This is a genomic window from Aquimarina brevivitae (assembly GCF_004216895.1).
GTDB lineage: Bacteria > Bacteroidota > Bacteroidia > Flavobacteriales > Flavobacteriaceae > Aquimarina > Aquimarina brevivitae.
Window position 1 is genome coordinate 404,750 of record NZ_SGXE01000002.1, and the last position, 23,951, is coordinate 428,700.

General features: G+C 35.2%; 18 protein-coding genes. 2 read left to right on the top strand and 16 right to left on the bottom strand.

Annotation, left to right across the window (positions count from 1 at the left end; translation table 11 throughout):
• Nucleotides 1-9 precede the first annotated feature (9 nt).
• From EV197_RS09640 to EV197_RS09670, 7 genes are all read right to left on the bottom strand, one after another.
• Complete coding sequence (locus EV197_RS09640) at nt 10-2,079, bottom strand: ATP-binding protein (protein WP_130286547.1); 2,070 nt, start codon at nt 2,077-2,079, stop codon at nt 10-12.
• Between the two features lie 116 nt (nt 2,080-2,195).
• Nucleotides 2,196-3,206 carry a pirin family protein gene (locus tag EV197_RS09645; RefSeq protein WP_130286548.1) on the bottom strand — a complete coding sequence of 337 codons (1,011 nt, stop codon included), beginning with the start codon at nt 3,204-3,206 and terminating at the stop codon, nt 2,196-2,198.
• Between the two features lie 13 nt (nt 3,207-3,219).
• Nucleotides 3,220-4,641, bottom strand: coding sequence for an amidohydrolase family protein (locus EV197_RS09650; protein WP_130286549.1), 1,422 nt, complete (start codon nt 4,639-4,641; stop codon nt 3,220-3,222).
• A gap of 178 nt (nt 4,642-4,819) precedes the next feature.
• On the bottom strand, nt 4,820-6,514 hold the full coding sequence (locus tag EV197_RS09655; RefSeq protein WP_130286550.1) for a hypothetical protein: 1,695 nt from the start codon (nt 6,512-6,514) through the stop codon (nt 4,820-4,822).
• 8 nt (nt 6,515-6,522) lie between these two features.
• Nucleotides 6,523-6,993 carry a DUF5675 family protein gene (locus EV197_RS09660; protein ID WP_130286551.1) on the bottom strand — a complete coding sequence of 157 codons (471 nt, stop codon included), beginning with the start codon at nt 6,991-6,993 and terminating at the stop codon, nt 6,523-6,525.
• A 286-nt stretch (nt 6,994-7,279) separates the two neighbouring features.
• Nucleotides 7,280-7,759 carry a hypothetical protein gene (locus EV197_RS09665; RefSeq protein WP_130286552.1) on the bottom strand — a complete coding sequence of 160 codons (480 nt, stop codon included), beginning with the start codon at nt 7,757-7,759 and terminating at the stop codon, nt 7,280-7,282.
• Nucleotides 7,760-7,841: 82 nt separating this feature from the next.
• Entirely contained in the window at nt 7,842-9,077 is a 1,236-nt protein-coding gene (locus EV197_RS09670; RefSeq protein ID WP_130286553.1) for a hypothetical protein, read from the bottom strand.
• A gap of 214 nt (nt 9,078-9,291) precedes the next feature.
• Here EV197_RS09670 and EV197_RS09675 point away from each other — a divergent pair, with 214 nt between their 5' ends.
• On the top strand, nt 9,292-10,122 hold the full coding sequence (locus tag EV197_RS09675; RefSeq protein WP_130286554.1) for an alpha/beta hydrolase: 831 nt from the start codon (nt 9,292-9,294) through the stop codon (nt 10,120-10,122).
• A 62-nt stretch (nt 10,123-10,184) separates the two neighbouring features.
• Here EV197_RS09675 and EV197_RS09680 read toward each other — a convergent pair whose 3' ends face one another.
• From EV197_RS09680 to EV197_RS09720, 9 genes are all read right to left on the bottom strand, one after another.
• Nucleotides 10,185-10,862 (bottom strand): DUF2490 domain-containing protein, encoded by a 678-nt coding sequence (locus EV197_RS09680; protein ID WP_130286555.1) that lies wholly within the window; start codon nt 10,860-10,862, stop codon nt 10,185-10,187.
• Nucleotides 10,863-10,870: 8 nt separating this feature from the next.
• The gene (locus tag EV197_RS09685; protein WP_130286556.1) at nt 10,871-11,449 is read right to left on the bottom strand and encodes a hypothetical protein; all 579 of its coding nucleotides are present in this window, start codon (nt 11,447-11,449) and stop codon (nt 10,871-10,873) included.
• Between the two features lie 12 nt (nt 11,450-11,461).
• Nucleotides 11,462-12,586: a GAF domain-containing protein gene (locus tag EV197_RS09690; RefSeq protein WP_130286557.1), complete on the bottom strand. Its 1,125-nt coding sequence runs from the start codon at nt 12,584-12,586 to the stop codon at nt 11,462-11,464.
• A gap of 860 nt (nt 12,587-13,446) precedes the next feature.
• Complete coding sequence (locus EV197_RS09695) at nt 13,447-13,611, bottom strand: Lacal_2735 family protein (protein WP_130286558.1); 165 nt, start codon at nt 13,609-13,611, stop codon at nt 13,447-13,449.
• A gap of 72 nt (nt 13,612-13,683) precedes the next feature.
• Nucleotides 13,684-14,994, bottom strand: a complete 1,311-nt coding sequence (locus tag EV197_RS09700; RefSeq protein WP_130286559.1) for a serine hydrolase domain-containing protein — start codon at nt 14,992-14,994, stop codon at nt 13,684-13,686.
• Between the two features lie 65 nt (nt 14,995-15,059).
• Entirely contained in the window at nt 15,060-15,866 is an 807-nt protein-coding gene (locus EV197_RS09705) for a helix-turn-helix domain-containing protein (protein ID WP_130286560.1), read from the bottom strand.
• 3 nt (nt 15,867-15,869) lie between these two features.
• Nucleotides 15,870-17,519: a M1 family metallopeptidase gene (locus EV197_RS09710; protein WP_130286561.1), complete on the bottom strand. Its 1,650-nt coding sequence runs from the start codon at nt 17,517-17,519 to the stop codon at nt 15,870-15,872.
• A 9-nt stretch (nt 17,520-17,528) separates the two neighbouring features.
• A complete protein-coding gene (locus EV197_RS17190; protein ID WP_242610716.1) occupies nt 17,529-19,463 on the bottom strand; it encodes a sodium:solute symporter family protein in 1,935 nt (644 codons plus the stop codon).
• 158 nt (nt 19,464-19,621) lie between these two features.
• Nucleotides 19,622-20,959: a M28 family peptidase gene (locus EV197_RS09720; RefSeq protein WP_130286562.1), complete on the bottom strand. Its 1,338-nt coding sequence runs from the start codon at nt 20,957-20,959 to the stop codon at nt 19,622-19,624.
• 140 nt (nt 20,960-21,099) lie between these two features.
• Between EV197_RS09720 and EV197_RS09725 the strand changes: the two genes are divergently transcribed.
• The gene (locus tag EV197_RS09725) at nt 21,100-23,895 is read left to right on the top strand and encodes a response regulator (protein ID WP_130286563.1); all 2,796 of its coding nucleotides are present in this window, start codon (nt 21,100-21,102) and stop codon (nt 23,893-23,895) included.
• The last annotated feature ends 56 nt before the right edge of the window (nt 23,896-23,951 follow it).

Consider the following 23,951-nt stretch of genomic DNA (forward strand, 5'->3'; position numbering starts at 1 on the left):
AACGTAACCTTAAGAATCTTGTTTGGTTGAAAAATCGAAATGCTCTTTAAGCACTTTTTTGAGTTTAGATTGATCCACAGGTTTCGATAGAAAATCGTCGCATCCGGCATTTAATGCTCTTTTGATATCTTCTTCTGTAGAATAGGCTGTTTGCGCCACAATTTTCAACTCGGGTCGAATTTTTTTAATTTTTTTGGTAGCATCGTAGCCATCCATAATTGGCATTTTGATGTCCATCAATACCAAGTCAATTTTATTATTTTCTTTGCAAAGTGCTACGGCTTCCTGACCATTTTTTGCTCTGTGAATGGTAAAGGTATAACTTTGCATTTTTTGAAGCACCATCTGTAAAAATAAAAAGTTTATATCGCCATCTTCGGCTATTAAGACGATATGTTTATCATCCGGTGTTTCCTGTTGATTTAATTCTGGGGTCAAATTTTCTTTATCCATGTAAGCTATATAGGGTAATTTTAATTTAAATGTTGTTCCTTTTCCTAATTCAGATTCAAGGGAAAGCTCACCACCAAGCAGTACTGAATTCTCTCTGGCTATAGTAAGCCCTAATCCCAGGCCTCCGTAGTTTTTAGATATCTCTTTTTCAGATTGATTGAAACTTCTAAAGATTCTAATTTTGTCCTTAGGCGCTATGCCAATACCAGAATCTTTGACGTTAATATAAACAAATTCATCGTTTTTATAACAACGAACTTCAATAGTTCCTTCTTCGGTAAACTTAATCGCGTTATCCAGTAAGTTGCTTATGATCTTTTTTAACTTCCCTTTGTCAATAAGAATTAAGTGTTGATTTTGTGGTAGTTGATTGTCTAACAGCAGCTTTAATCCTTTCTTTTTTGCTTCAACCTGATAGATGGTAAAAAGCATCTCTATAAGTACGATTAGGTTTGTTTTTTCTGGATTGACAGTAATTTGTCGGTAGCGTAACTTGGAGATTTCTAATATATCTTCTATGATACTTAAGAGTTCTTTACCACTATTAATAATTATATTTAAATATTCATTTTTTTCTTTTTCTGTCAGCTCAGGATTTTTCAGGGCTTCAGAAAACCCAATGATTCCATTCATAGGGGTTCGAATCTCATGGGATATATTGCGTATAAAATTTGTTTTTAGGCGATCACTTTCTTCGATATTTTCTTTAGCATTTAATAATTGCTTAGTTCTTTTAGCCACCTTATAATTTAAATATCGATTCACTAAAAACAGTGCGATGACTACAAGGACAAAAACCCACACAACTCCCATCCAAAATTTTGGGTTTTGATAAAAAGGGTAAATTACATTATAGAGCCAACGGTCCATAATATCCTGCTTTTCCTGAAGTGTAAAGCTTTTCACAGCTTTATTCATTATGGAATTTAAGACTTCGTTTTGCTTATTTACGCCTATACTAGGTTTATAGAATAAAGTAGTTTCTGATACGATTTTAAGGTCTGTTAAATCAAGCTTTCTTATCGTATAGTTCGCTAAGGCTTTTGGACCTACATATGCTTTCGCTTCTCCAGTATGCACCGCATTTAGGCAGGCGATATCATCTTTAAAAGGTTTAAGTTTAATAGAAGGATATGCTTTAGCAAGTAATTGCTCTACTGAATATCCTTGCGGAACTGCAATGCTTTGATTTTTAAGATCAGAAAGGTTCTTTATTGACTTATTTCCTTTTTTGGTCACTAAAACGTGAGCCGACTTAAATAATTCTGCATAAAAGTTGAGGTAGTCCCTGCGTTCTTCTGTTTTTTGAATTTCAAGTACGATATCTAATTTTCCTGTTTTGGCATCATCAACAAGAGTGATCCAATCGTCGTACTGAACACGTTTAAATTTATAATTTAGTTTTTCTTCTATAGCATCTAGGTAATCAATAAATACTCCATTAATATCACCTTGATCATCTACAAATTGGTAAGGAGGGTAATAGGGAAACAAACCTACTGATATGGGTTCAGCACTGTTAAGGTAATTTTGTTCATCCGTGCTTATGCTTACGGTTTTAGAACACGAAAAGAAAAGTAGCACTATAACTACTAGTGGGTAAGTTGACCGTATATTTTTTAACATAAGCCTTCATTTTAATAATCAACTTTTTACTCTTCATACCCTTCCTTAAAGATATTACAATTTTAACAGATTTAAAAATCTTAGGCTTTTTTGTTCAATCGAAAGGAAAGAATAAATTATTTTATGATTTCGGATCCATTCGGTAGAATAGCGAAACGTCCTTTATTTCTTTGATGTACATTATCGTGTTTTGGCCAGGGCCAACCACCGAATTGATCTTTATGATACCTTAGCATAGCTTCCTTGATCTCTCCAACGCTGTTGGTAACAAATGGACCTTGTTGTATAACAGGTTCATTTATTGGTTTACCCTGTAGGAATAAAAAACATGAAGTTTCTGTACCATTATGTAGCGTTATTGATTTTGAAGGATCAAGTCGGATTTCGTGTTTAACAGGAATGTGATACCCGTCAGCCTGTATTTCTTTTCCTTTAAAATAGTACAACGATCTATTAACGGTCTCATCTGCTTCAGGTAACTCAAATTCAGCATTTGGTTCAAGTTTTATAAGCCAAATCGCTACACCATTCGCGGGATCTGCTGCCCAAGAATCAGGGTTTGGTTGAGCTCCCTGATGTTCTTTATATGCACCACAAATGAGTTTAAGTGACACGTTATGCATATGCTTATCCGTTAAGGTAACCACAGGAATATCTTCTTGCCATAGCATTTGGAAATAGGGAGGAACATTTTTACTTGCTCTCGGTAGATTCAACCAAATTTGAAATAACAACAGTGGATTTTCTTCTTTTTCATTTAACAGCGGAAACATTTCTGAATGTTGCAACCCCTTTCCTGTTGTGATCCATTGCACATCACCATTACCAAATCGGGCAGCAGCACCTAAAGAATCAGAGTGGTCTACTAATCCCTGTTCAACAATCGTTACGGTTTCGAAACCTAAATGTGGATGTGCAGGAAATCCAGGTACCTCTTTGCCGTGATACATTCTCCAAGAATGGTGGGGGTCAAAATCTTGTCCTAGAAGCCTGCCGCTGAAGTCCGCATCCGGACCCATATTTGAGTTGCCTTTAGGGTACTGGTCTTCGTGATAAGCACAGAATAAAAAAGGGTCACTGGTTTGCCATGGAAATCCTAAGGCTACTATTTTTTGTATCGCTGACATAGGTAAAGTCTATTTAATTTTTTAATGTAAAACAGGGTGCACAATTATATTTTTCTGCTAGTGCCAACGGATCGTAAGACTTACCGTTTTTTACAACTCGATAAATATCCCTAGTATTCTTGATATCTTTTAGGGGATTTGAATTTAGGAGTACTAAGTCCGCTTTTTTGCCTGTTGTTATGCTTCCGTATTGTGAGTCCTTTTGTAAAAAAGCTGCTCCATTATATGCTGAAGCTTGTAAAACCTTTAGCGGTGTAAGTCCGGCGTTTTGTAAAGCTTGTAATTCTTGGTGTAACGAAACTCCAGGGTAAACAAAAGAATTGAAAGCTCCACTATCAGATCCAGCTAAGAGCTGAACGTTGGCATCGTCAAGTTCTTTTACTAAAACATCAAAAAATGCATCTAGTTTTTTACGAGCTGTGGTTGCAGATTCAGATCGCTGTAAAGCGCTTTTTAATCTATATGTATAGGTTTTTTGAATGCCCGGACCTATAAGTTGTAAGTAGGGGTCATTTTGATGATTTTGGTTGCCCAATTCGCTTAAAACATCTCCGATATGCAATGTAGGTACCACAAATACATTATGGTCATTTAAGAGGTCAAACGTTTGTTGCGCTTTCTTAGGATCGTAGGTGTTTACCAATGTATCCAGAGCTGTCCAAAAATTAAGTTGCTGTTTTTTGACTGCAGTAGTCACCTTTTTTTCTTTCGCGGAACATCCTTTCAATATATAATAGAGGTGCTCCACAGCTCCTAAACCAGAATTGACCGTTTCTTTCAAATTAACCGTAAATGGCATATGACCAGAGGTTATCATTCCTCTTTTGGAGGCTTCTTCTATGCTTTTTAAATATAAGTCACCACTAATCTTACTATCATATAGTTTTACAAAGTCCACATTGAGATGTTGTAGACTATCTAATGCCTGATTTACTTGAGGCAGGGTGTCAATTTCTATGGAGCCTGCCCAGGTAGGGTCGGGACCATCAATTTTTGGTCCGGCTGTATAAATGGTAGGACCAATCAAGGAGCCTTCTTTGATTTCTTTTTGCCAGCTTTGAATGGCTAGTGTTAAATCCCCTCCTGCATCTCTAACCGTGGTAATTCCATTAATAATAAATAGAGGGAGGAGATCCTTATTTTCTTGCAATAAGGAGTCTCCACCTCTAAGATGGATATGATTGTCCCAAAATCCCGGTAAAACAAATTTACCGGTTCCATCAACTTTAAATGCGGTTGTATATTTTTTTAAATCTTTACCCGATACAATTTCAGCAATGGTATCTGCTTGGATAAAAACACTTCCTTTAAGATATTTTCCGTTTTCAATATTTAAAATATTAGTATTGGTAATTACTAGATCATAAGCTGGTAAAGGGTTTTGACTACACCCTATACATAATAACGATAAAATGACCAACCAATACTTTAGCATACCAAGCGCTAGTTTTATGTTATGACAATTCTAAACATTCGATTTCATTGAAAATTACATAATTCCTATGCGTTAAAATCATAAAGTAGTGTTAAGAGCTGATTTAATAAGGTGTACTTGTTAATTTAGATAATTTAATTGATTTATTATCAAGCGTTTGATGAATCATTTGTGGCAATTAATTGGCCATAGGATAACCGCCTAAGGTAACGTAGACATCCTTTTTTCGATATACGTTGTTACCAACGCGTTCTAGGATTTCAACTGGTATGTTATCACCAGGGTCGTAACCATTTAACGCATTGGTTAAGCTTTGTGCATCATTAACTGAACGGTTACCGACGCGCAGCAGCATTATACCTGAAATAATATTATTTTGATGTAAAGATCCTCCGTTTACAACTGGGCCGGTAATAATGCCTTTAATATTTTCCCATTGATTCATAAAGCCATTATTAATTACCACTCTACCTTGATAAGGTATGCCATCAATAAGTCCTATGAATGCTCTCAATTTTACTTTTTTAGTAAGTCCTACTTTTTGGGTAACTGCATGTTGTACGGTGATCTTTTTGGTCTGGCTCCATTTAGATTGTTCTTCACTCATTTCGCTACTATTTAAAACACGTCGAAATGAGCTATTGCCACTGGCTTGGTAATCACCCCAACGCACGCCATGAGCGATAAAACCAACATAATCTTTGCGAGCTAGTGCAGCCGCAGCTTCACCAACATTAACTTCCAAATCAGGATCATTATTTTGAAGCGACTTTACATAATCCAAATGTAATTTTTGTAATTCGGTATTACCAGATTGTTTGGCTTTTTCGGCTGCTGCCAAATGATTATCAATAACTTTTTGTTTGGCTAGTTTTGGAAAAAATAGTTCTTCGAACATTGCAATCATTTCGTCATCTGCATCGTACATTTCAATAGTTGTATTGGTAAAACGCTGTGCATTATATTGTTGATTTACCTGTTGATCAAAATGGGATTTAATAGACTTTCTTCGGCTACCAAAACCTAAAAAAGACCAACCACTAGATTTTTGGCTAACAGTACTTTGCTGAGCTTCACTTAGGAATTGATCAATGATCAATTTGGCATCAATTGAAGCATTGATATAGCTGTTTTTGGAGTCTTTGAACTTATACTTTACTAACAAATTAAAATTGCCTTGTTTAATTCGATTTTTAACATAATTACTTGGGTAATCGATAGAAATGTCATCAAGTGAATTACCCATAGCAATGTAGGACCCCGGAAATCGTTGGTCATAAACGACATCATTACCCACCTTCATAATCACTTCATATTCCAGTAGTGAAATTAACTCGGGTGTGTATTTTTTGTAAGCATCTATGTATTCTTGTTGTTTTTTTAGATTCTGCTCATACTTGTTGGCCTGAGCCATAATTTGTGGAGTATACATCCCTGCATTTGGATCAATAAGTGGGCCTCCCATATTGTTTTTGGCGATTGGACCATAATAGAAATTGAGCGTAGTTCCAGCACTTAAGGTAGCTCCTATTGCTGCTTTTTGACTTTCATTGGGTAAACTATGCTCTGCAGTAATGGGGATAGAAATACTACGAAGATTATTAGTGCTGCTTGAGGTTTCTAATCCTTCTTGGTTGATGTATTTGATATGATCTAAATCAAATTCAAGTATTGGCATGATAAATATCCGTGGACTACTACCGCTACCAACGTTTTCAACAAATCCGTGCGAATGGTAGGGATAATACTGACCATTATTATCTATAGCGATATAGTTTTTAACTTCAAAACGTTTGGAATTAGGTGTTACTTGTGCCGTAACAACGGAGTTGCTTAGCAAAAGTATCAGAAGTGATAGATATACATTTTTCATCTGAGTTATTATTTAAATGTTAGTGTGATTGTCTTATTAGGAGTACTATTAGGAGTGCTTGTGCCATAAAATGCCTTTTTTAACTTTTGATAAGCTGCGGCACTATTTTGAACGCTACATTGATCAATACTGGCACTTTTGCCAACTAGTATGCATCCTTTAATCTGACTGGTATAGTTACCCATATGTATTTGAACTCCAGTTCTATTAGGTACATCTTTCAATTGTATACGCCAACCATCTGTTTTGTCATATCTAAGTATCCCATCATAGGTACCTTCTGGGATACAACTTATATTGTTTTGATTATCCTTCCAGGGTAACTCCAAACTATAACAAAGCACTTCATCATCCGCGATAAGATACCCCAACGTACAATGTGCTGTGGTGAGTTTTCGCTCTATGGTAAGATTGAATTGATTTTGAGCAAATCCACAGTATACCTGTATAACGAGAAGCATACAGCTCAGTTTTTTCATATTTAGATTTTTTATATAATCTGATAACTATTAATTACTTTGCTTACACGTGTGTATTGGGCAAGCGTATAGTAATACCATGAATGCACCTATATTGGTAATAGTTACATAGTTCTACTTTAGGGTAAGTAGTAGAGGGGACTTAAATTATTTTGTAAATTTTGGGGTGGTGGTTTACGATAAGTGCTATAAAGCTATAAAATATTATAGTAAGTTGGTTACGGTAAAACCGCATTTTTTATACCGAGTCTTTAGGTTTGTTTTATTATTAAAAATTTGAACCTTGTTAATCATTAAAAAATGCTTCGAGTTCTAGATTATAATCATATTGTAAATCTTCGTGTAGTGCATTAATCTTTTTCTGCACACCTGCTAACTCTCGCTCGTATATGTTTTGCAATACCCTGTTTTTATGGATAGGAGGGGTAAGTGTTTTTAATTTTTTGCAAAAGTAGAAGAGTAACTCCACTTCCGTTTCTTTATTCTTTGAATACCGGACGTATTTTTTGATCATTCGCAAGATCTTTCGAACACTCTTTTTGATATAGTAATACGAAAGTGTATTGATGTTTAAAAACTGTTCATCAATTTCTTCTTTTACACCTTGAATATAACCAGCTTCGTCATCAACTGCCAATAATAAATAGGTAAGGAGTTCTTTGTTTTCTTTTTTAAATCTAGATAACTGTAAGCATATTGCAATGAGTTCTTCTTTGGATTTAAAGGCTAATTCTTTTTTTAGTTCTCTTACCGTTGCAGCTTTCATGCCTGCAAGGTAAGTAAAGTATGTTAGTTTGTGGGTTGGATACCTTCAGTAAACTAAGAATTCATTCTTGGTGTCATTAGATTTAGCTCGATTCTGGTAAATGCTGTAGGTATTTCATCTTTAACGCTTCAAATTGCTCTTTGAACTCTGTTCTAAACATTTGATTAAATTCTGAAAAAGAGGTATTATCATTGCGGAGCATATAATTATAAGCTTCATATGCCATTATAGTGCCTTCGCTAAGAATATGATGGATGATATTATTGATTTCCTCCTGGGCTTTTCTGACTTTGTTTTCATCATTGATTTCTTTACCTTTTTTATATTCAACTAAGGCCAGATATATTTTGATCATTGCAGGTATTCCGTAATCTTTGAGGATCTTATTCGCTTGGTCGCTGGCAATGAGTACACCTTCCGAATAGATGGGGCTTCCGGTGGTATTATACAAATTGAGATTTGCTAATGCAATATCAGCCCATGTACGTGCTGAGATATTAATTTTAGTGTTATACTGGTTGGCCAGTTCATTGATGGTGGAGTAGTCTAATTTTTCATAAGCGATACCGATTACTTTATCAAAAATAGAAGCTAGGCGTTTAGGGTCCTTAATTTCTTTGAGGCTTTTTTCAATGACCGAAAATGCATTTTCTTTATTATACTCCAGCTGTAATTCGTTCAATTCATCTTGGGCATCTTTATTTTCTTCGAGTGCAGAGATTCGTTTTTCGGTGTCGAGATTCTCCTGAAAAATACGTTCTAATAAAATTCTACTCCACAAATAACTAATAAAAAAACCACCAAAAAAGTAGAAGATAAGCGTTGTAGCTACTATAGTGTATCCTACCGATGCGTTGGTAAAGCCCTGGGATAACTTTTCTGCCAAAAAGCTGACCATACCAAATACCTCTTTGGATTCTACTAAACCTACTCCTACAATTATTTTAGTCAGCCAGTCACTAAGCTGTTCCAGGTTACTATTGGATACTATACCTTCTGTTTTATTTTCTTGTAAGGTTCTGGGAATACCAAAAATGAAACCAATAAGTGCTCCAACAGAAAAACTGGAGAGCATAACCATAGCGATGGTAGAAAGTACTGTCATCCAAGCTCCTGTAGAGATTGCATATAAGATCAGAATTATAAAACCAAGTATCAGCAATGCTCCAGGAATTATAAAGCTTAGCTTAGTCCTTAACTTTTGGTTAGAATCTGTGATGGTTGCTATTTTATCTCTTAAACGTGGTTTCATTTTACTATTGGAATAGGATAACAAAACAAAGTTGTTTGTAATATTTGGATCTGTTGCCTGCAACATAAAGATACGGGATGTTTAAAAGTTATACCAGAGGTTTTTACCCCTTTATGATTAAAAATCAATGTTTTAAATCTTATTTGATTAAGACTTTACCTTTTGGTATTCATCGGCCTATTGTTATAATTATTTCTAGATTATGATATCCTGAGTTATAAAAAATCTTAACAGGACATTTAGCTAAATTTTATTCGACTAAAAAGTTTATATTTAAACTATGGAACATCGGGAGTTTTCTATGACCCATACTGGCTACAAATTGTATGGAGAATATTGGTTGCCTAAGGGTTGTAAGGCAATGTTACTATTAGTTCACGGTATGGGAGAGCATCTAGGCCGGTACAAAGAGTTTCTTATACCTGAGTTCCTTGCCAAACATATTGGTGTAGTTGCCTTTGATAACTTTGGACATGGAAAAAGTGGCGGAAAGCGAGGTTACTGTCCAGGATACGCTGCATTGATGGAAGTGATAGAGGCCGCTTTAAAGAAGACCCAGACCTTAGCAAATGATTTACCTGTGTTTTTTTACGGGCATAGTATGGGTGGCAATTTAGTGCTTAATTATATTTTAAGAAATCAACCTATCATCAAAGGTGCAGTAGTGTCGAGTCCTCTTTTACAATTGTCTTTTCAGCCTGCACGGTGGAAGTTGGTAATGGGTAAAATCATTAAACAGGTATTGCCTTCTTTGACGCTATCATCTGGCTTAGACGCTAGAGCAATATCTCGACTGCCTGAAGAAGTAGAGAAATATGAAACCGACCCAATGGTTCATGACAAAGTAAGTCCTTCTCTTTTGTTACCAGTTTTAGAAGCAGGTCAGTGGGCATTAGCGCACGCAAATCAATTGCAGGTTCCTGTATTACTGGTTCATGGTACAGGGGATCAAATCACAGATTATGAATCTACCTTAAAGTTTGCCAAGGAGGCCACAAATGCTGAAGTTATGCTCTTTGATAAAGGGTATCACGAATTGCATAATGATATGGAACGAGAACGTCTATTAATCAGTGTTGTGGAGTGGATAGAGAAACTAATTCGTGATTAAAAATTCACGTATTACGAAACCAAGCAAAGGTTTGATAATATCTATATTATCAGGATAAGGTTTTATAGTGTAGTATACCAACTTAGTACCCACCAAAAATCTTGATTACTTCGCCCTTGAATAAAATTATCGATTCTATAATCTAGACCTGTTTCTATTTTATTATTTCGGTTAAGTTCATATCCTAAAAAAGGCATTAAACGTAATTCTAAATCTCCACTACTATCTTGATAGATGCCAAGATATTCGTTATTGACTTTGATATAAAATTCTTGAGCATCTACACGTAAACCACTAATAGGTATTTCTAAAGTTGCACGATACCGAAGCCGAAATAAAGGATTGGTGGTATTAGAAAAAGTTTGATCTGTAGCAATCCGATGTCCAAAACGAAATCCTTCCAAGGACTGAACTACAGTAAATTGTTGAATCGAACGATGAACGATTTGGTTCCCCCTAATTCTAAATAAGTAGCCACCATTTAAGGACATACTACTACCAATTTTATACGAAAATAATGTAGTAAAGTCAGTCAGTACATATTGATAAGTTTGTGCCGGATTTGAAGTGTTATCGTAGAAAATTTGACGTGATTCTATACTATGAACAAGCTTTGTTTTGGATGCTATTGGCTTTGTTAGCGTTAGTTTAGGTAACAATCCCAAATTGTAATCGGATTGACTATGGATCAGTAGGGTGCCAAAATATAAGCTACATAAAAGGAACAATAGTTGTTTCATACTATTGGCTAAAATTCAATATTATCGCTTCGTCTTTGATCGACGACTAATTTTTTTATAAGCTTTACTTCATTATCAAAAGTAATTTCGTAAGTTTTGTAATCTCCATCTTCTTTTACTTTAACAATTAGCTCGTAATTTTTAGTAAGTTCTGATCGTGTGTTTTTGTCAATAATAAGTTTTCCTACTGAGTCCTTATTGCCAATATATTGCTCTTGAGTTTTTTGTATGCTGTACTTGTCGTAGTTTTTGGTTAGTACCTCTTCAATTTCTTTTTTTACCGCCTCGTTTAATTTCCTAAAAGGAGTTTGTAGTTCTACATCAATTAATTGACCAGTTGCAGTGAATTCAATACTGTATTTTGTTTTGTGAAGGCAGGTTTTAGCTTCATAACTAGTTCCATCCTGACTGATCTCTTTGTACCATTTGATTTTATGAGTAAACGGAAGGCTGTCAATCCAGGTGGTTGCGGATTTTGGTACATCGGAGCTTTTAACACGTTTTTCTTTTTCAAATTTAACCTGGGCAGAGGCAGCCAGTTGTACTAAAAAGAATAGTATAATAAGTGTGCTTTTATTTAAGGTCATAACTGGATAATGTTAATTATCAGAATGTTTTACATGAGTATTATAAAGGGTAGTATTCTTTTGCTGATAGGTTTCATTTAACTTGCGGGTAAAGATATCAAGTTCGTCAGCTACTATTTTAATAAAGCCTGCATATTTTTTGATCAAAGTTTCATCCAATACGTCTTTTTGAATTAAATGATTTAATCCTTGAAGTGTAGTAATAGGTTTACGTAACACATGAGAGATGTCAAATGACAGTTGCTCCAATCGATGTTCATATTCTTTATTGTCTGTTATGTCTTGTAAAATACCATACCAGGAAACTGAATCATTATCTTTTTCCTCTGGCGCAGCAAGTGCGCGATACCATATTACGTTTTGATTAGGTGTTACCACTCTAAAATCAATATTAATCATATGTTTTTCGACAAAGGATCTTTCTAAAGCCTGTTTGATTTTACAAAGGTCAGAGGGATGTATGACATCTAAAATTACTTTAGGGTTGTTTTTTAAAATTAGGCTAGTTAGCTTAGGATGAATGTAGGATAATGATTTACTAATAAAAGGTATTTCAATTTCTAGATGTTTAGTTTGGATGCATTGAAAGATTAGACCAGGAACCTGTTCTGTTATTTTTTGAAGGTGTTCCTCATTGCCTGCAATGGTTTGAGCTTGCTCTAAATTTAACTTTCGTAGGTTTAAAAAATCCATTGTTTTCTTAGCTAAGAGCTGGAGCGCTTTTCGTTGATTCTCTGAAATTTGTTTAGGAACTCGGTCAATTACACAAATCGTACCTAATACATTTCCTAATGGTGTTACCAACGGTGCGCCGGCATAAAAGCGTATTTTAGGATCTTCAATTACTAAAGGATTTTCACTAAATCTTGGGTCTTTTTTAGCATCTTCAATAACAAGTACCTCATCTGGCTTAGATAACGTATATCTACAAAAGGCCTGTTCAATAGGTGTTTGGTCAATGGCTAATCCGTGTTTGGATTTAAACCATTGTCTTTTATCATCCAGTAAGGTAATAAGAGAAATTGGTGTATCACAAATTGCAGTGGCTATAGCTGTCATCTCATCTAACTCCTCTTCTGGAGAGGTGTCCATTATCCCATAATTCTTTAGATCAGCTAATCTATCGCGTACTACCATATCTATGTCTTATATGTAATGAATAAAAGAAATTATTAATTTTTAATTGAATTTACAAGTAGTTTTAGCGCTTTGATGCTATACAAACTTTAAGACTATTTATTAAATAGTGGTAGGAACAGACAATTTATTACTGCTATTAGCCCACATTTTCTACTGTCGATTTTCTTTACAAAAGATTAAAGCCTGCGACAATAAATAAACTTATAGGAAAAAGTAAATAACAGCAATTAGTATGGCTATAAGTGCAATGGATATGCCAATATAGAGAACTTTAGTGTGCGTGCGGCGGTTATTGAATAAGGTTTCCATGAGCGTTGGCTTTACCTTAAAGATAATAACTTTTGTTAAAAAAATTAAGTTTTTTTTAGTCTTATTTGCTAAAAAACAAACCTTTACGTTTTAGTTGTACCACTGTTATGGAAATAGTGTTGTTACCAACAAGGTCACCTGTAAGATCAGAAGATGAAACATTATACCCAGGAATAACTCTTATCATTTTATTAGTATCCCTTTTCCAAAAAAAGTAATATTATAAACAAACGCTTTATTTTATGTATTTGTTTTTAAGTCTTTCTGAAGTATTCACTTATGAAATTACTTAAAAAAGTAAATTCTCATCTTTATTAAAAATATTGGGAAGTTTTGTTTAACGCTTCTTCCACAAGTCCATTTATAATAGTATGAAAATATGCAATGTTAACTTATGCTACCGAAGTAAAGTAGTGATTTGACTGATAGCATATATCATAGTTGAACTACCAGTGTAAAATGTCCATTATTGCAAAATCTATTGTAGATTTCAAATAATTAGGAATACAAATCAAGGATACATTAATAAGCTGTAGCAAATTGATTACCTATGGAAGTGCCTCCAGCTCTTGGAGAACAGCCTCCGCTTCAGCTTGTTTGTCATCACTTGCTTTTCTATTGGTATGTGACAATTTATGAGCTTCTTCCAATAGTTTTGCATACTTCTTTTGAAGAATTTCCTTTTTAGATTTCTTTTTGAAAAAATTGAACATGATAAATTTTATTATATGAGTTTATAAGATACTACCTACTCGTTTAATCAGAACGAAAGATTATCTTAAAGTTTAATCCTCAATTAAAATACCTTTAAAATCGACCCCCTTCCATCTCATAATCACATCATAGCTGTTAAGGCTATCAGATTTTTGAAAAATGAAAGAATCTGTGGATTTTGGATTGTCAAAAAACGTACTGTCATTCTCTGCTTTAAGCGCCACTTCGCGTTGATCATCTTGATAAAAAACCAGACTGTCATTTTCTACCCGAAATTCTAATATTTTGTGATTAAATTCGGCTACATCGTATTTACCTTTATAATTATGGAGAATAGCTGGTGATATGGTCATACTTGTTCTATGTAGCGGTTTTGGAATGGTATATGGTTTTTCTTCGATTATGTTTTCTAAGTCAGTTATGATTTGTGCAAAAGGTATTTCATCATAATTACATAAAAATGCGAAACTGTAGTTTTTAAGTATATCAGTTTGTACGTGTGCACGTATTCCTTCGGATCCACCGGAATGTCCAATGATGCCTTGCTCATTTTGCAATTCAGTAACGAAAGGTTCTTTACGAACATACTCCATAAGCTTCATCAAATCTGAAGTAGTAGAGTAGAGGTTAACTTGTCGGTTACGCTCTTCATTAAAATGATCCACTTCTGTAATCGAGTCATTTTGTAAGCTATGGTAATATGCGAATTGATGTAGATTTTTAACGTTGGAATAAAAATGTGCTCCCGTATGTTCCATCTCCAAAGGATCGAATATTTCATCTTGTGCATATTGCACAAATGGTTTACCAGTTATTTGATGTATGATATAGTACAGTAGTTCGTATCCGAGGTTAGAATAGCGATATGCAGTACCCGGTTCAAATTCTAAAGCAGCTTTTTTAATCAAAGCGATAGTTTCCTCAATCTCCATCGCAAAAAAATCATACTCCTGATCCAACCTTCTTGGTAAGCCCGATGTATTATCCATTAGATGCTGAATAGTTACCTTATCTCCATAAGGAAAATCATTTAAATACGTATTAATCGTTTTACTTCTTTCTATTAGGCCTTTCTGTTCTAATTGTAATACTGCAATCTTTGCTACTAATTTGGATATGGAACGGATGTCAAATTGATGATTTTTGGTGACATATAGATGAGAATTTTTATCTTTTGTTATCGAATAGGCCTTATTCAGTAGAGTTTCACCATTGCTAGTTACAACCACAGCTCCATTGAATTTTTTCAGTTTTGTGAGGGCAGAGAAGTACTCATCTATCTTTGAGTAAGTCATTGCTTGTTGTTGGGTCAATTTTTGTTCTGTATGCTGACAACCAAAACAAACCATTGCTAAGAAAAGAAAAACTATTTTGTACATCATTTTAAATTTTATGCAAACTAAAAGGAATTTAAATTCATAAAATTGTAAAAATGGTAGCTGTTCTTTTATTGATGTCTAAAGAAAAATTCAGGCAGGTCCTTAAATAGTTTTGATGGCGTAGTACCACAAGCTTTTTTGAAATCATTATTGAAATGTGCCTGATCAAAATATCCTGAAGCTATAGCCAATTCGGTAAAAGATAGTTTAGGGTTTTTAATCTTGTAGCGTATGGCCTCCACGATTCTTACAATAGCAATAAATCGCTTCAGCGTATACATTACTTCTGTTTTAAAAACGGCATTGAGCTGTTGGCGATTGATATCAAAAATTGCTGAGAGCTCATTTACAGTAGTTATTCCTTTACAATTATAAATATGGTTACATATGTTTTCAACCAAATTAACGGTAGCTGTCTTATGGGGTAGATGTTTTACTATAAATGCTTTGAAATGTTCATTTTGTTCTTCAAATTTTTTTGCTTCAAATATTTTTTGATGAGCAATTTCTATTGGTTTTCCATAGATGGGGGCTAAGTCATATATGCCCGCGGATGTTGGTAAATCGAAAAAAGTTCGATTCCACCAAGGCTGCACTTTTGCGGTATAAAAGGTGAGCTGTTGACCAAAATTCAATTTATAGGGCGGAGCCAATTGATGTATGGTAAAGGTTTTAGATGAAATTGGGGCAAGTTGGTCATCAGCATACTTCATGATCGATTTCCGTTCTTTAAAAAAAACAAAGTCATAACAACCATCATCTACCACGATACGGTATTGATCTTCTTGTAGCCCCTTAAAACGTAATCGATAGGTTTCTTTAATGTAGTCCTTAAGCTCCTCATCAGGCTGTTCAGCAACAATATCAAACTCCATACGCTATAGGCGTTTTTTGAGAATATAGAAATTGTTGTCTACGTTAATCTCCCCTTCATTTTTTAATTTCTTAGTTTGCCAATCTTTGGTAGGCTGAATCCAAAGCTCCTGATTACCTACAAAAATACGTACGGGCATATCAAAATTTTCGACAATATTGGTGTATCGATAGGTGAGTTCCCCTTGATTCAATTTATATTCCAAAGTTGGGATTTTTACGGTTCTTAGATACTGATCAAAAAATTCTGTTAGATCAATTCCGCTTTGTTTACTAATATAATCTTCGATTTGTTGAGTAGTTACTGTTTTGTGGTAAAAGGTTTCATTGAGCCCACGTAAGATCGTTCGCCATTTATTGTCATCATCAATAAGTTGCCTTAGCGTATGTAGTATATTAGAACCCTTATAATACATATCGCTAGATCCTTCTTTGTTTACATTATAGGTTCCGATAATAGGGCTGTCATTTTGAATAAGTTTACGGATCCCGATTACATATTCGTTGGCTGCATCAGTACCGTAATAGTAGTCAATAAATAAGCTTTCGGAATAGGTTGTAAACCCTTCATGCACCCACATATCCGCTGCATCTTTGTAGGTGATGTTATTGGCAAACCATTCGTGTCCTGCCTCGTGAATGATGATATAATCAAATTTACTTCCCCAGCCTGATCCAGATAAATCATATCCTCTATACCCATTAACATAGCCGTTGCCATAGGTAACAGAACTCTGATGTTCCATACCTAGATAAGGCACTTCAACTAATTTAAAACTATCTTCATAGAAAGGGTAGGGCCCAAACCAGTGTTCAAAAGCTTTCATCATTTTGGGTGCATCTTTGAATTGAGATTTGGCTTTATCCAAATTATAACTCAATACATAATAATCCATATCCAATGGGCCTTTTTCGCCATCATAGGTTTCTCCAAAATGTACATAATCGCCGATATTGATATTAACACCGTAATTATTGATCGGGTTGCTAACAAACCAATGAAATGTCGTAGTGTTATCTTCTTTTTCTTCTGTTTTAAGAAGTCTTCCGTTGGAGACGTTAGTTAACCCCTTAGGAACATTAACACTTATTTTCATACTATCAACCTCGTCATACATATGATCTTTATTTGGCCACCATACGCTAGCCCCTAAACCTTGGCAAGAAGAAGCAATAAAATGTTTGCCATTTTGATCTTTTTTCCAGGAAATACCACCATCCCAGGGTGCATTAACCGCTTCCCTTGGTTTTCCACCATAATAAATGTCTAGCGCTTTAATCTCACCAATTTTTTGAGGTTCTTGCAAAGTAATAAAGTGAGCATTACCTTCAGAAGTCACTTCGAGCTCCTTACCATTTTGGGTAACTTTATCAATAGTCATAGGAGACTGTAAATCTATTTGAAGCCTTTTATTAGGCTGTAACACTTTATACTGAACTGTGTTTTTACCTTCAATTGTTTTTTTATCCGGATCTACTTTGATATCTAAATGATAGTAGGTAAGATCCCACCATTCTCGTTCTGGTGTTATGGAACCTCGTAAAGTATCTTGTCGTGTAAACTGTTTTTCCTGACCAAAACCGAAAGCTACTATACCAATAGTTAGTAATAGGAATGATTTCAATTGCGTTGTATTTATTGTGGATTTAGACATAGTAATCTCTTAAAGAATATTTGATTTAATTCGTTTCCAAAGTTTAAAAATGATAAAAGCGGCTATGATAGCAATTAGCGATAAAATGGTTGCTTTAACGTATTGACCATAGATAAAATAACCTGTTGCAAATAACACACCATAAATCAAAACACAACCTACCAGCATTGCTAAAATACCTGAGGGAACGCTCCATTTTTCTGTGGTGTTTAGTATTCCTTTTTGTTTTGTTTTTTCGATTATTTTTTTCCATCCAGGACCCCCGGGTTGCGTTTTAGCGTAAAAATTCGTTAGCACATCTTCCGTTTCAGGTTTGGTGATAAAAGTGGCAATAATCCATATGATTGTTGTGATTAACACTACCAATGGATATTTACTCCAACTTGGTAAAAGATCTTCACCAAATAAGGCGTTAGAAACTGTTTGTGTATTGAAAATTAGGGAAACTATACCTGATGCAAACATGGCAGAAATCTCGCTCCACGCATTGATACGCCACCAAAACCACCTGAGAATAAAGATTAGTCCTGTACCCGCGCCAAACATGATGATATAATCAAAAAGTTGTTTCGCATTGGTAAGAAACAAAGCTAGTAGTGCACTACAAATCATTAAAATTGCGGTAGATACTCTACCAACAGTAACCAATTCTTTTTCTGAAGCATTTTTATTAATCTGTTGCACATAAAAATCATTGACCACATAGGAGGAACCCCAGTTGAGATGAGTAGATATGGTGGACATAAAAGCTGCGATTAAGGATGCCAAAACTAAACCGAGTAAACCAGAAGGTAATCGCGTTAGCATAGCAGAATAGGCAAGGTCATGACCAATTTTGTCTTTTTGTACTTTGTCTTCAGGGAAAGCTTTTCGTATAGCCGTCAATCCTTCGGATGCAAAGTAATAGGTGTCCATTTGTTTTTGTTCTTCCTGAGTCAAACCTCTTGAATTGGAAACCTCTTGCAGAGCTACGTATTTTTCTTTGGCAATATCCATTGCTTCGGGATCATCTTTTGGAAAAATTACTAATGAAGCCAGGGCCACTAATATCCATGGCCAGGGCCGGATAGCATAATGCATAATATTGAAAAAGAAGGTAGCTCCGATAGCGTGGTTTTCATCTTTGGCGGCTAACATTCGCTGCGCAATATAACCACCACCTCCTGGTTCTGCTCCCGGGTACCAAGAACTCCACCATTGTACCGCCAAGGGGATGATTAGTAGGGTAATTACCAATTCCGTATTGTCAAAATCAGGAAGTAACGAGATTTTATCTACTACTTGGGGATGCGTAATGAGGTTGGTCATACCATCAACCTCTGGTAAGTTAATGATATAATATGCTGCTCCTATTGACCCAACCATAGCGGTAAAGAATAACAAAAAATCGGTATAAACAACTCCTTTAAAACCACCAATAGCACTGAAAATAACGGTTACTACTGAAGCAATACCTACCGTTTCTATAGGAGACAAACCTAACATGACTTGTCCAATTTTAATGGCTGCAAGTGTAACCCCAGACATCGCCAAAATATTAAATACTACTCCTAAGTATAAGGCTCGGAAACCTCTCAAAAAATGGGCAGGTTTACCACCATACCTTAGGTCATAGAATTCTATATCTGTTTTGACATTAGACTTTCTCCATAATTTAGCATATACAAAAACAGTTAATAATCCTGTAATCAAAAAGGCCCACCAGGCCCAGTTACCAGACACACCTCCTTTTCGAACGATATCCGTAACAAGATTGGGCGTATCTGTAGAAAATGTAGTGGCAACCATGGACAGCCCCAGTAACCACCAAGGCATATTTCTTCCAGAAAGGAAAAATTCAGTAGCGTTTTTTCCTGATTTTTTGGATACATAAAGACCAATGAAAAGGGTAAGCGCGAAAAAGGAAAATATAAGTCCTATATCTAGGTTAGAAAGTTCTATCATTACACAAAAATGAGATTTAAGCGCTAAAAATAGTAAAAACTAACTCCTTTTTTATACATCGATTCTAAAATAGTGAATACCGGCATTGCATTATCCTTAGGTAGGGTGGATAGCGCATAGGATAATTTCATCCTTTTGCTTTAAAGTTTTTTTGATTACTATCTAAAAACTTTTGAAGGAAATACTACGGGGCTTTCGAATCCATCTTTTCCTACTGTGGCTATACCAAAGAAATAATTATCAATCACGATTCCATCTAATGTAAATTCATTTACATCACCAACAAATCTACTGTGATCCCAGGTAGGAGAGGTTGTGTCTCGCCAATATATTTTATATCCTTTTACATCGGGGTCTGCAACTTTTTTCCAGCGAAATTTTACCGAAGGCTCTACAATACCACCGATCTCCACTTCTTCAGGTGTAGGAGGAGCCCAGGCTATACTTGCCAGATTGATTGCATTAACTGCGGTTAGTTTGGCAGCATAATCAAAATTAACGTGCTTCACTACATCGCCGTATTCAATATTATTTTCTGTTCGAATATCTTGATGTTGCTGGGTGTAGTTTTCATGAGCTTCCATAATACGTATACCTGCATAGCCAGCATCATTAAAAGGTCTATGATGTCCCCCTCGTCCAAAGCGATCTAGTCGATAAATCATCATAGGATTCATCTCCGGCATATAAGTCTGGGTGGTTTTATGAACATATCGGGCCAGCTGTCTCGATATCCCATCTACTTCGCCACCATAATACCGTCTGGCGTTTCGTTCGCGTTCGGTTTCTGTGGGTGGAGTAGGTTCAGAAAAGATTCTAAAGGTGCGATTATCGATAACACCGTCTACACCTTTTATATTTCCGATCATATCATTATTAAGAATCCCTACTATATCCCATCCTTGTTTTTGAGCATAAGCAGCTAAACCTTTGCCGCCAAATAAACCTTGCTCTTCTCCGGAGAGGCCTACATAAATTATACTGCTGTCAAATTGATATTTTGACAATACGCGAGCAGCTTCGATGGTTCCTGCCATTCCACTTGCGTTATCATTGGCACCTGGAGAGTCAGAAGTAAAATCAGTTGGATCCGTAACTCTGGAGTCTATATCACCACTCATAATAATAAAGCGATTAGGGTGTTTGGTACCCCGCTGGATGGCAACCACATTAACAACCATTACATCTTTTACAATTCGTTCATTGGTTCCTTTTTCGACTAAATCTTTTTGATAAAAAACGTGAAGGCATCCATTACAGTTATTTGAGATGTTTTCGAATTCAGCTTTTATCCATCTTCTAGCCGCTCCGATACCCCGTGTTTCGGACACGGTATCGCTTAGCGTATGTCGGGTTCCAAAATTGGCTAAGGTTTTTATGTCTTGTGCTATTCGATCTGGGGACACAGAATTAATAATATCGTATATTTTTGGTTGGGTTTGAGCAAAAATTGCTGTTGAAAAAAGTAAACTTAACAATAAAAAATGGGTCTTCATTCGTGTAACGTTTTAGGGTTGAAGATAAATAAAACTCATAAAGTCCCTTGTTGCCTTAACATATTTATAAGGATAATCAGGTTGATCTTCTTAATATTTTGTTATGATTTCTTACTTTTAAAGCATAATCCCCAAAAGGTATGAGAAATTCAATTCTCTTAATTGTTAGTATTGCTTTTTTTTCCATATACGGTCAATCCGTTCGTATTGATTCGTTAGTAAAATTGTCAAAGTACGATGAAGCCTTGCGACTTGCCAAAAAACAATATGAGCAAGCAAACAAAGAGGAAGCCTTTTTAGAAATGGCTTTACTACAAAATGAAATAGCTGCGCTTTATTTTAAAAAGAATAATTATGACTCTACACAGGTTTACGCAAATAAAGCTTTAGCAGTAGGTACGACCAAACACTATCCAGAGGTAATTATGGGTGCATATTTGGCCTTGGCTAATATTCATTATGCTAAGTTCGAAGATTTAAAAGCACTTGCACGCTATCAACAAATAGATTCTGTCGCTACTGCATATGAACACCAAGATGTATCACTAATTAAAGCGTATTTTAATAGAGGGAAAGTATTGCTACGAACTTATAGTGTAAATGACACTTCGTATATCGGAAAAGCAGAAAATTATTTTAAAAAAGCAATTCATGTTGCCCAACAATTGGGCAATGAGTCCGAAGAGCATTACGGGTACATTATGCTAGGCAACGTATATGGACAACGAGGTGAGTTTGAAAAGGCAATGCCTTTTTTTACGAAAAGCGCTGCTTATTTTGAAAAAACCAATTCTTACAAGGACTTATCCGGTATTTATTGGTCTTTAGGTATCATATATACAGATCTCAATGATTATCAAAAAGCAGATTATTATTATGCTAAGCGGCTTCAGCTGATGTTGGATAATGGTAATGAAGGGGATATTGCTAATGCCAAAAGAACATATGGTGGCTTTTTATATAGAATTAAGAATCACAGAGCGGCAATTCCATATTTTACAGAGGCCTATGAGTATTACAAGGATTCAGATGCCGGCAGTAGTGGGATTTTGCTAGGCATTACCAAAAATTTGGCAGAATCTTATTTTAGGATTAATGCATTTGAAGAATCTGCGACATTTTATGAGCTCTCTATGCGTTATCAGGATACACTAGACAGCAGAAAACAAAAGGAACTTGCCTTAGATCTTGAAGCTAAATATGAAACCCAACAAAAAGAACAAGAATTACAACTTTTAGCAGCTCAGAAGGAAACAATTGAACTGCAAAAATCAAAGCAACGTACCTTATTTGTTTTAGGGTTCTCTATAGTTTCATTAGTCGTTGTCTTTCTGTTTTTTTTACTGCGTAACCGTCAGAAAACACATAAAAAACTAAAGGAGTTAGACCAAGCAAAATCGAAATTTTTCGAAAATATTTCTCACGAGTTTAGAACTCCATTAACTTTAATTAGTGGTCCTATAGAGCAACAACTCAAATCTAAAAATTTAGCCCCTGTTGCCAAACGTAATTTGATAATTGCTAAGAATAATGCAAAGCGACTATTACAACTTGTTAATCAGCTACTAGATCTTTCTAAAATTGAAGCTGATCAATATACGTTAGCTGTGCAGCAAGTGCAGTTAGATGAAACGTTATCCACATTAATCTCTTCATTTAGTTATCAGGCAGAGCTTAAAGGAATCGAACTTGTCACAGTAATAGATGGTACTGATGCTGTAGGATGGGTTGATTTGGATATTCTTGAAAAAGTAGTAACCAATTTAATGAGTAATGCTATTAAATTTACACCAGAGGAGGGAAAAATAACTTGTGGAGTAAAGTTAGGCAATGATGTGCTCTCTATCCAAATAGTAAATAATGGTGTTCACCTTACTGAAAATGAACTTGAACATATTTTTATACGATTCCATTCTTCAAACGAAAATCAGTTGGGTACAGGAATAGGTTTAGCGTTGACCAAAGAATTAGTAGAAAGACATAAGGGAACAATTGATGCAAATAGCGACACTAATTCAGTACGTTTTAGCGTCAAACTTCCAATATCGGAAAAGCTGTATCGGGATAACGAAAAGCTGCCAAAAGATATTAGCATCACGGAACTAAGCGATTTAAGTAATAAAGCGCCACAACTTCAAAAAATGCAGGATGAATATATTGAAGTAAGTAACACAAATGATGACTTACCAGTAGTATTGCTTATAGATGATAATGCTGATTTAAGAGCATATCTCTCTTCCTTATGTGTGGAAAAGTATATTGTATACACAGCAAAAGATGGTAAGGAAGGTTTTAGTAAGGCTAAACAATACGTTCCTGATGTAATCATCACCGATTTGATGATGCCTAATGAAGATGGTATTCAGTTGACCAAAAATGTAAAAGATAATATCAATACCAGCCACATACCTATAATCATGCTTACTGCAAAATCAGGAGATGAAAATGTATTATCAGGTATCGAGACTGGTGCTGATGCTTACATAACCAAGCCATTTAATTCTGATATTTTATTAGCAACTATTGAAAATTTGCTTGTCTCCAGAAAAAAACTACAAGAACGCTTTAGTCAAGAAGTGTTACTTACACCTCAAGAGATTTCTATAGACTCTGTAGAACAAAAGTTTTTAATGAATATTAAAGAAATAATGGATCAAGAATTGGTGGAGAGTGACTTTACTGCAGAAAGCTTTGCCCAATCTATCGGTATGAGTAGAATGCAATTGCACCGAAAATTAAAAGCACTAACAGGATTGACAACCACAGAATTTATACGTACGCAACGCCTTAAATTAGCAGCTGACTTATTGAGTAAATCCAATGCAAATGTTTCAGAAATTGGGTATGCCGTAGGGTTTAATAATCACTCTTATTTTACAAAATGCTTCAAAGAAGAGTTTGGTGTATCACCTTCAGACTACTCAAAAAGCAATTAGTTTAATACAGCTAAATACGTCATCGTCCTGCATTATATCTACTGTGTTACATATGT